Origin of the sequence: Streptomyces sp. CAI-85 (assembly GCF_013363615.1) — a bacterium.
Taxonomy (GTDB): domain Bacteria; phylum Actinomycetota; class Actinomycetes; order Streptomycetales; family Streptomycetaceae; genus Streptomyces; species Streptomyces antibioticus_B.
Genome location: NZ_JAANNX010000001.1, coordinates 672,197 through 680,854, shown reverse-complemented (window position 1 = coordinate 680,854; position 8,658 = coordinate 672,197). Strand labels below are relative to the sequence as shown.

General features: G+C 71.1%; 9 protein-coding genes. 8 read left to right on the top strand and 1 reads right to left on the bottom strand.

From position 1 onward, the window contains the following. The 8 genes from G6W55_RS02825 to G6W55_RS02790 all read left to right on the top strand — a co-directional run. Positions 1-707: ABC transporter permease (locus G6W55_RS02825; protein ID WP_254876054.1), on the top strand; the 707-nt coding region annotated here is incomplete at its 5' end. Continuing rightward, the gene (locus G6W55_RS02820; RefSeq protein WP_175519130.1) at positions 700-1,686 is read left to right on the top strand and encodes an ABC transporter permease; all 987 of its coding nucleotides are present in this window, start codon (positions 700-702) and stop codon (positions 1,684-1,686) included. The genes G6W55_RS02825 and G6W55_RS02820, both read left to right, overlap by 8 nt. A 60-nt stretch (positions 1,687-1,746) precedes the next feature. Next, positions 1,747-2,829 (top strand): rhamnose ABC transporter substrate-binding protein, encoded by a 1,083-nt coding sequence (gene rhaS, locus G6W55_RS02815; RefSeq protein WP_175519129.1) that lies wholly within the window; start codon positions 1,747-1,749, stop codon positions 2,827-2,829. A gap of 17 nt (positions 2,830-2,846) precedes the next feature. Beyond that, entirely contained in the window at positions 2,847-3,167 is a 321-nt protein-coding gene (locus tag G6W55_RS02810) for an L-rhamnose mutarotase (protein WP_175519128.1), read from the top strand. Between the two features lie 60 nt (positions 3,168-3,227). Further along, on the top strand, positions 3,228-4,652 hold the full coding sequence (locus G6W55_RS02805; protein ID WP_175519127.1) for a BNR repeat-containing protein: 1,425 nt from the start codon (positions 3,228-3,230) through the stop codon (positions 4,650-4,652). A gap of 79 nt (positions 4,653-4,731) precedes the next feature. After that, a complete protein-coding gene (locus G6W55_RS02800; RefSeq protein ID WP_030791782.1) occupies positions 4,732-5,751 on the top strand; it encodes a LacI family DNA-binding transcriptional regulator in 1,020 nt (339 codons plus the stop codon). A 133-nt stretch (positions 5,752-5,884) separates the two neighbouring features. Continuing rightward, positions 5,885-7,186 carry an alpha/beta fold hydrolase gene (locus G6W55_RS02795; protein WP_175519126.1) on the top strand — a complete coding sequence of 434 codons (1,302 nt, stop codon included), beginning with the start codon at positions 5,885-5,887 and terminating at the stop codon, positions 7,184-7,186. 37 nt (positions 7,187-7,223) lie between these two features. Beyond that, the gene (locus G6W55_RS02790; RefSeq protein ID WP_175519125.1) at positions 7,224-7,967 is read left to right on the top strand and encodes a PIG-L deacetylase family protein; all 744 of its coding nucleotides are present in this window, start codon (positions 7,224-7,226) and stop codon (positions 7,965-7,967) included. On the opposite strand, the gene G6W55_RS02785 is transcribed toward G6W55_RS02790, so the two are convergent. Further along, positions 7,964-8,491, bottom strand: coding sequence for a hypothetical protein (locus G6W55_RS02785; RefSeq protein ID WP_175519124.1), 528 nt, complete (start codon positions 8,489-8,491; stop codon positions 7,964-7,966). The two genes, G6W55_RS02790 and G6W55_RS02785, sit on opposite strands and share 4 nt — an antisense overlap. Between the last annotated feature and the right edge of the window lie 167 nt (positions 8,492-8,658).

Here is an 8,658-nt window from a genome sequence, read left to right as displayed (position 1 = left end):
CGCTCTACATCATCCGGGGCATCGACTCCATCTGGGTCGGCTCCCGGCAGATCACCGCGGCCGATCTGCCCGCCGGATTCGTCGACTTCGGCTCCGGCGGCCTGTCCGCCGTGCCCTACCTCGCACTGATCGCCCTCGCCGTCCTCGTCGCCACCGCCTACTACCTCAAGCACTACGGCAGCGGGCGCGAGTTGTACGCCCTCGGATCCAACCCCGAGGCCGCACGCCTCGCCGGTATCCCGGTGCGCAAGCGGATCCTCGCCGCCTACACCTTCTGCGGCGGCCTCGCCGGACTCGCCGGCGTCCTGTACCTGGCCCGGTTCGGCAACGTCGACTCCGGGACCGGCACCGGCTACGAACTCACCGTCGTCAGCGCGGTGGTGGTCGGCGGTGTCGTCTTCACCGGCGGCTCCGGCAGCGTCTACGGCGCCGCCCTCGGCGCGCTGCTGCTCACCTCGATCAACAGCGTCCTTCCCGCGCTGGGCGTCAGCTCGGTGTGGGTGCTCGCCATCAACGGCGTGCTGCTCCTGCTCGCGATCGCGGTCGACCGGATCGTGGCGCTGCGGGTGGCCGCCGCGCTGAACGCCCTGAACGCCCGCAAGAGGAGGCCGGCTTCGGCGCGGACAGGCGTTGGGCCTGCCGTTGAGTCCGCCGCAGAACCCGCCGCTGAGCCCGTCGTAGAGAAGAAGGGGGAGGCCCGTGCCTGAGTCCGGATCCCTTGTGCACCGCGTGATCCGCTGGGACACCGTCGTCGGCGCTCTCCTGATCGTGCTGCTGCTGTTCTCCTTCACCTTCGTGGACGGCTTCGGCAACGCCCTCAACCTGTCGTTCCTGATCGGCAACACCCTGCCGATCGCGCTGATCGCGCTGCCGATGACCCTCCTCGTGGTCTCCGGCGAGATCGACCTCTCCGTCGCCTCCACCGCCGGACTGTCCGGCGCGGTCATGGGCGCCCTGTGGAACCAGGGCATGACCATCGAGTCGATCATCCCCATCTGTCTGCTGCTCGGCGTGGTCTGCGGACTGGTCAACGGCCTGCTCGTGACCCGCCTCGGGCTGCCGTCCCTCGCCGTCACCATCGGCACCCTCGCCGCCTACCGGGGCATCGCACAGATCGTGCTGGGCTCCGACGCGGTCACCGACTTCCCCACGCAGTACCTGGAGTTCGCCGCGGGACGGGTCGGCGACAGCTTCCTGCCCCAGGCGTTCCTGCCTTTCCTCGTCCTGCTCGCGATCGCCGTCGTCGCCCTGCACGCCACCCCGTTCGGCCGCTCGCTCTTCGCGATCGGCGCCGGCGAGGAGGCCGCCCGGTTCGCCGGCATCCGCGTCAGACGGCACAAGCTGATCCTGTTCACGGTGACGGGCCTGATGGCCTCGCTCACCGGGATCTTCTGGGCGCTGCACTACGCCAGCGCCCGCTACGACAACGCCACCGGCCTCGAACTCTCCGTCGTCGCCGCGGTGTTGCTCGGCGGTATCGACTTCGACGGCGGCAAGGGCACTCTCGGCGGCGCGATCGCGGGCGTGTTCCTGCTGGGCGCCCTCCAGAACGTGATGAGTCTGCTCAGCGTCTCCGCGCAGTCCCAGATCGTCGTCACCGGTGTGCTGCTCGTCGTCTCCGTGCTCGGCCCCCGGGTCGCCCGGCAGATCTCCGTCGCCCGCGCCGCGGCCCGCTCCACCGGCTAGGCGAACCCCGGGCCCCCACCCATCCGCACCACCAACTCCCCTCTCCCAGAAGGATCTTCCATGCGCAAGTCATCCCTTCGGCGTGCCTGTGCGGCCCTCGCCGTCGTCTCCTCGCTCGCGCTCGCCGCCACCGCCTGCGGCGGCACCACCAAGGAGGACGTCAAGAGCGAGGGCGGCCCGGCGGCCGCCACCGGCAAGGCCGACCCGAACGCCGCACTGAAGAAGGGCCTGACCGTCGGCTTCCTGCCCAAGCAGGTCAACAACCCCTACTTCACCTCCGCCGACAAGGGCGGCGAGGCCGCGCTCAAGGAACTGGGCTCCAGCTACAAGGAGGTGGGACCCTCCAGCGCGACCGACACCTCCGGACAGGTGAGTTACGTCAACACACTCACCCAGCAGCAGGTCGACGCGATCGCCGTGTCCGCGCAGGACCCGGGCGCCCTGTGCACCGCGCTCAAGCAGGCCATGAGCGGCGGCATCAAGGTCGTCACCTACGACTCCGACACCAAGCCCGAGTGCCGCAACGCCTTCGTCTCCCAGGCGTCCGCCGAGGACCTGGGCCGCACCGAGGTGCAACTCCTCGCCGAACAGATCGGCTACAAGGGCGAGATCGCGATCCTGTCCGCCGCGCAGACCGCGACCAACCAGAACACCTGGATCGAGTTCATGAAGGACGAACTCAAGGACCCCAAGTACAAGGACATCAAGCTGGTCAAGGTCGCGTACGGCAACGACGACGCCCAGCAGTCCTTCCAGCAGACCCAGGGCCTGCTCCAGGAGTACCCGGACCTGAAGGGGATCATCTCCCCGACCACCGTCGGCATCAAGGCCGCCGCCCAGTACCTGTCGGGCTCCAAGTACAAGGGCAAGGTCAAGCTGACCGGCCTCGGCACCCCCAACGACATGCGCACCTACGTCAAGAACGGCACCGTCGAAGCGTTCGAGCTGTGGGACCCCGCCAAGCTCGGCGAACTGGCCGCCCGTACCTCCGTCGCACTGGTCTCCGGCCAGATCACCGGCAAGGAGGGCGAGACCTTCACCGCCGGCGACATGGGCTCGTACACCATCGGCGAGGACGGCGTGATCAGCCTCGGCAAGCCGACCGTGTTCGACGCGAAGAACATCGACCAGTTCAACTTCTGATGTCACAAGGGGCGTTGATGCAACGCGTGTGCTTCCTGCTCAAGGTCAGGGCGGACCGCCTCGACGAGTACCGCGAGCGGCACGCCGCCGTGTGGCCCGAGATGCTCGCAGCACTGAAGGCCACCGGCTGGCGCAACTACTCGCTCTTCCTGCGGGAGGACGGTCTGCTGGTCGGCTATCTGGAGACCGATGACTTCGAGGCCGCCCGCGCCGGGATGGAAGCGACCGACGTCAACGCCCGCTGGCAGGCGGAGATGGCGCCGTTCTTCGAGTCACTGGACGGCGCCCGGCCCGACGACGCCATGAGACCGCTCACCGAGGTGTTCCACCTCGCCTGACGACCCCCGGCACACCCTTCCTCGAACCCCCGTGCCCGCCCCGACGACGGAGTCCCCGTGATGAACCGACGCACGCTGCTGGGCGCCGCCCTCGCCGGTGCCGTGGTGACCCCGGTGCTCAGCACCGGCACCGCCCGCGCCGCCGACCCCGGCCCCTCGGTCACCCGCACCGGCACCACCACCCTGGACACCCGGGCCCTGTACTTCGTGTCCTACGACGGCCTGGTCAACAACAACTCCTTCCAGAAGAACGGCCTGTTGACCTACAAGGGCCACCAGTACGCCGCCTGGTACACCGCCGACCGCAACGCCGTCGTCGGCCGCCGCACCCTCGGCGCCGGCACCTGGTCGACCGTCGCCGTCGGCCACACCCTGCGCTACGACGACTCCCACAACGTCATCTCCATGGGCGTCTCGGCGATCGACGGCCGCCTCCACCTCAACATGGACTCCCACAGCGACGGCTTCACCTACGTCAGGTCCGTCGCCGGGCTGCTGGACAACCCCAGCGGCCTGAGCTGGACCGCCGCCCGCTTCGGCACCCCCGTGTCCACCCTCGACGGCCTCACCCTCACCAGCCAGTTCACCTACCCCCAGTTCATCGCCACCCCCGAGGGCCGGCTCCAGCTCAGCTACCGGGCCGGGGTGTCCGGCAACGGCCGCAACGGCCTCGCGGAGTACGACGGTTCGGCCTGGACCGCCCTCGGCGAATGGTCCGCCTCCACCGGCACCTACAGCAGCGAGCACGGCTCGTCCACCGCCCGCAACATGTATCTGCACGGCATCGACTACGACGTCAACGGGCGGCTGCACGCGTTCTTCACCTGGCGCGAGCAGAACGGCGCCGTGATGTGCAACGGCGGCGGCATCACCAACCACGACACCGGCTATGTGTACTCCGACGACCGCGGCCGCACCTGGCGCAATGCAGCGGGCACGGTCGTCGGCACCACCGGCGGCTCCGACAAGGTCGCCGTCACCGACTCCGGCCTGGTGGTCGACGCCCTCAACCCCGACCACTCCCTGATGAACCAGGAGAGCCAGGCCACCGACTCGGCCGGCCGGCCGCACGCGATCATCAGCTACGTACCGGGCCGCTTCGGCCAGTGCACCACCCACTACGTCACCGACCGCACCGCGAACGGCCGCGCCTTCCACGTCCGCAGGAACGCCTCCGGCACCTGGCAGAAGACGGAAATCCCGGTGCCCCTGAACTCCAGCCAGCGCACCAAGCTGGTCCTGGACCGCTACGACAACGCGTACGCCGTCCTCCCCTTCGGACGGATCGCCGGCGCCTCCAAGGCGTCCGGTCACACCGACTGGACACTCCTCTTCGACGGCGGCGGACTGAACGCCTTCGGCGAGGTCGTGATCGACGAGACGAGGATCAGGGCCGACAACACGCTGTCGTTCATGTACCAGGAGAAGTCGAGCGGGACGACCCCCTCGGCACTCCGTGTCGTCGACTTCGCGCTGCCCGTATGACGCCGACGGCACGCGGGCGGCGTGACGGTAATGTGAAGGCCGTCCCGCCGTACCCCGCTCACCTGGAGGTCCCCGCCTGATGGCCCAGTCGGTGGGAATCAAGGACGTCGCCCGTGCCGCCGGAGTCTCCGTCGGCACGGTCTCCAACGTCATCAACCGCCCGGACACCGTCGCCACGGAGACCCGCGCCCGGGTGCTGTCCGCGATCGACCGGCTCGGCTACGTCCGCAGCGAGTCCGCGCGCCAACTGCGCGCCGGCCGCTCCCGGATCATGGGCCTGCTCGTCCTCGACATGGGCAACCCCTTCTTCGTGGACGTGGCCCGCGGCGCCGAGCGCGCCGCGCGGAAGGCGGGGCTCGGTGTGATGGTCTGCAACAGCGCCGAGAGCGTCGGCGAGGAGGCCGAGTACCTCTCCCTCTTCGCCGAGCAGCGGGTGCGCGGCGTGCTCCTCACCCCGGCCGACGCCACCGGCCGCAACATCGACTCCTTCCGGCGGCACGGCATCCCGTTCGTGCTGGTCGACCGGGTCGCCGAGGGCACCACCGAGTGCTCGGTGTCCGTGGACGACGTGGCGGGCGGCGCGCTCGCCGTCCGGCATCTGATCGACGCCGGGCACCGATCCCTCGCCTACGTCAGCGGCCCGCCCGGGTTCAACCAGGTCCGCGACCGCCGTACCGGCGCGCTGAACGCGCTCGCCGAGGCCGGGCTCGGCCCCGAGTGCCTGCGCGAGCTGCCCACCGAGCGGCTCGACGTGGCGGCCGGCCGGGACGCCGGCGCCCGGCTGCTCGGCCTCGCCGACCGGCCCACCGCCGTGTTCTGCGCCAACGACCTGCTCGCCCTCGGCGTCCTCCAGGCGATGTACGCGGCCGGCGTCGGCGTCCCCGACGACCTGGCCATCGTCGGCTACGACGACATCGAGTTCGCCGCCGCCGCGGCCGTACCGCTGACCTCGGTGCGCCAGCCCGCCGTCACCATGGGCGCCCTCGCCGCGGAACTCCTGCTGGAGGAGACGGAGGACGGCGCGGGCCGGCACGAGCACCGCCGGGTGGTGCTCCAGCCGGAACTGGTGGTGCGGCGCTCCAGCCTCGCGGCGCGGTGACGCGGGGCCCCGGCGGTGCCGGACGCTGATCCGCCGTTCAGTAGGCCGCCGTGGTCCCCCGGCCGTCGCGGCCGCCCCGACATGTGCTGAACTGGGACGCGGCCCGCATCCCGAGCGTCCCAGGAGCCCCCTGTTGTCTCTCAGCTACCGCCAGCCCGGCGTCGTCCTCACCGACCGCCGGTTCACCGTGCCCCTCGACCACAGCGACCCGGCCGGGGAGACGATCGGCCTCTACGCCCGTGAGGTCGTCGCCAGCGACAAGGCGGGGCAGGACCTGCCCTGGCTGCTCTACCTCCAGGGCGGCCCCGGCTTCGGCGCCAACCGGTTCGTCGGCAGGCCCGCCTGGCTCGGCCGCGCGCTGAAGGAGTTCCGCGTCCTCCTCCTGGACCAGCGCGGCACCGGCCACTCCACGCCCGCCAACCGCCAGACGCTCCCGCTGCGCGGCGGCCCCGCCGAGCAGGCCGACTACCTCACGCACTTTCGCGCCGACTCGATCGTCAGGGACTGCGAGCTGATCCGCCGCGAGGTCACCGGCGGCGCCCCCTGGACCGTCCTCGGCCAGAGCTTCGGCGGCTTCTGCACCGTCCACTACCTCTCCACCGCCCCCGAGGGCCTCGCCGCCGCCCTGATCACCGGCGGTCTGCCCTCCCTCGACGCCCACGCCGACGACGTCTACCGCGCCGCCTACCCGCGCATGGAGCGCAAGACCGCCGCGCACTACGCCCGCTACCCGCAGGACGTCGAGCGGGTCCGCGCGATCGCCGACCATCTGCTCCGGCACGAGGTCACGCTGCCCAACGGCTACCGGCTCACCGTCGAGGCGTTCCAGACCGTCGGCATCCTGCTCGGCGGCGGCGACGGCAGCCACCGGCTGCACCACCTCCTGGAGGACGCCTTCGTCCCCACTCCGCACGGCCCGGAGCTGTCCGACGCCTTCCAGGAGGAGATCCAGGGCCTCCTCTCGTACGCAGGGCACCCCCTGTACGCCCTCGTCCACGAGGCGATCTACGGCCAGGACGCCCGCCCCACCGCCTGGTCGGCGGAGCGGGTACGGGCCGAGTTCCCGCAGTTCGACGCGGAGAAGACCCTCACCGGGGACGGACCTCTCCTCCTCACTGGGGAAACGATTCACCCCTGGATGTTCGAGACCGACCCCGCCCTGCGCCCGCTCCGCGAGACCGCCGAACTCCTCGCCGCCCGCACCGACTGGCCCCCGCTCTACGACCCGGCCCGCCTCGCCGCCAACGAGGTCCCGGTCGCGGCCGCCGTCTACCACGACGACCTGTACGTCGACACCGCGCACTCGCTGCGCACGGCGCGCGCCATCCGGGGCCTGCGGACCTGGGTCACCGACGAGTACGAGCACGACGGCGTCCGCGCGGGCGGCCCCCGTGTCCTGGACCGCCTCCTGTCCCTCACCCGAGACGAGGCCTGAGAGGGCGCCGGACGCCCGCCACGCCTACCCTGCTGGCATGACCGAGCCGACGAACCCCCAGCTCTCTCCCATGCCCGAGGACTGGCGGCGGGCCCTGGCCGTCGTGGCCCACCCGGACGACCTGGAGTACGGCTGCTCCGCGGCCGTCGCCGTCTGGACCGACGCCGGCCGCGAGGTCGCCTACGTACTGGCGACCCGCGGCGAGGCGGGCATCGACACGGTGCCGCCGTCCGCGTGCGGGGCGCTGCGCGAGCGGGAGCAGCGGGCGAGTGCGGCGGTGGTCGGCGTGTCGACGGTGGAGTTCCTCGACCACGCGGACGGTGTCGTCGTCTACGGCCCCGACCTGCGCCGGGACATCACCGCGGCGATCCGCAGACACCGACCGGAACTCGTGATCACCCTCAACCACCGCGACACCTGGGGCGGCGTCGCCTGGAACACCCCCGACCATGTCGCCGTGGGCCGCGCCACCCTCGACGCGGCGGGCGACGCGGGCAACCGCTGGATCTTCCCCGACCTGACGGACCAGGGCCTCGAACCCTGGAACGGCGTCCGCTGGGTCGCGGTGGCGGGTTCGACGACCCCCACCCACGCGGTGGACGCGACGGCGGGCCTCGACCGAGCGATCGCGTCCCTCCTCGAACACCGCACCTACATCGAGGCGTTGACCGATGAGGACCCCGAGACGTACGCCCGCAACTTCCTTACCGGGGTGGCCAGTTCGGTGGGGGAGCGTTACGGAGGCCGCCCGGCGGTGGCCTTCGAGGTTTTCCCGCGCTAACCGCACGCCGTCAGATGCGTGCCGGCGGCGATGACCCGCGCGACGGCGAGCGGCGAGCACAACTCGCCGGGGGCGGCGACGGGCACGGCCCAGTAGGACGCCCAGGTCTCGGCGTCAAACTCCACGTGGGCCGGCGGCGGCACGCCCAGATAGGCCCCTCGACCGAGACAGTCGACCTCGACGGCCTGCCACTCCTCGGCGGCGTCCCGCCAGGTCCGGGGCACGCTAGCCGGTACGAGGGCGTAGTACCGTGCCCCGCCGTGCAACACGCTGATGACGGGCCCGCCGCCGAGCGCCTGATCAAGAAACGCATCGACATCACCGGCGGCACTGCTCCCCGCCACGGCATGCACCAGCCGTGCGGGCAACCGCACGACGGAGAACACCCCGCCCAGGGGCAACATGGCGGCCCCCAACTCCCGCCACTGCCAACGCGCGACGTCCCGCCCACGGGTATCGGCGAGGGTCGAGAGCAGCCAGTGCTCGACGGCAGGTAGGGATCTCTGGTGGGTGTGCGTGCTCATGAGCGTGCCTCCGCTGTACGTAACTGCTGCTGCTCGGCATGACGCTAGGAGCGCTCGGTGAGGGACGGCCAGGGATGTGCAGATCTGTGCAAGGCATGTCTTTCCCAAGGCATGTTGGCGCGAGAGCGCCCCCTCGACAGGGTGTTTCTGCGAGGCGGCGTTGTTGC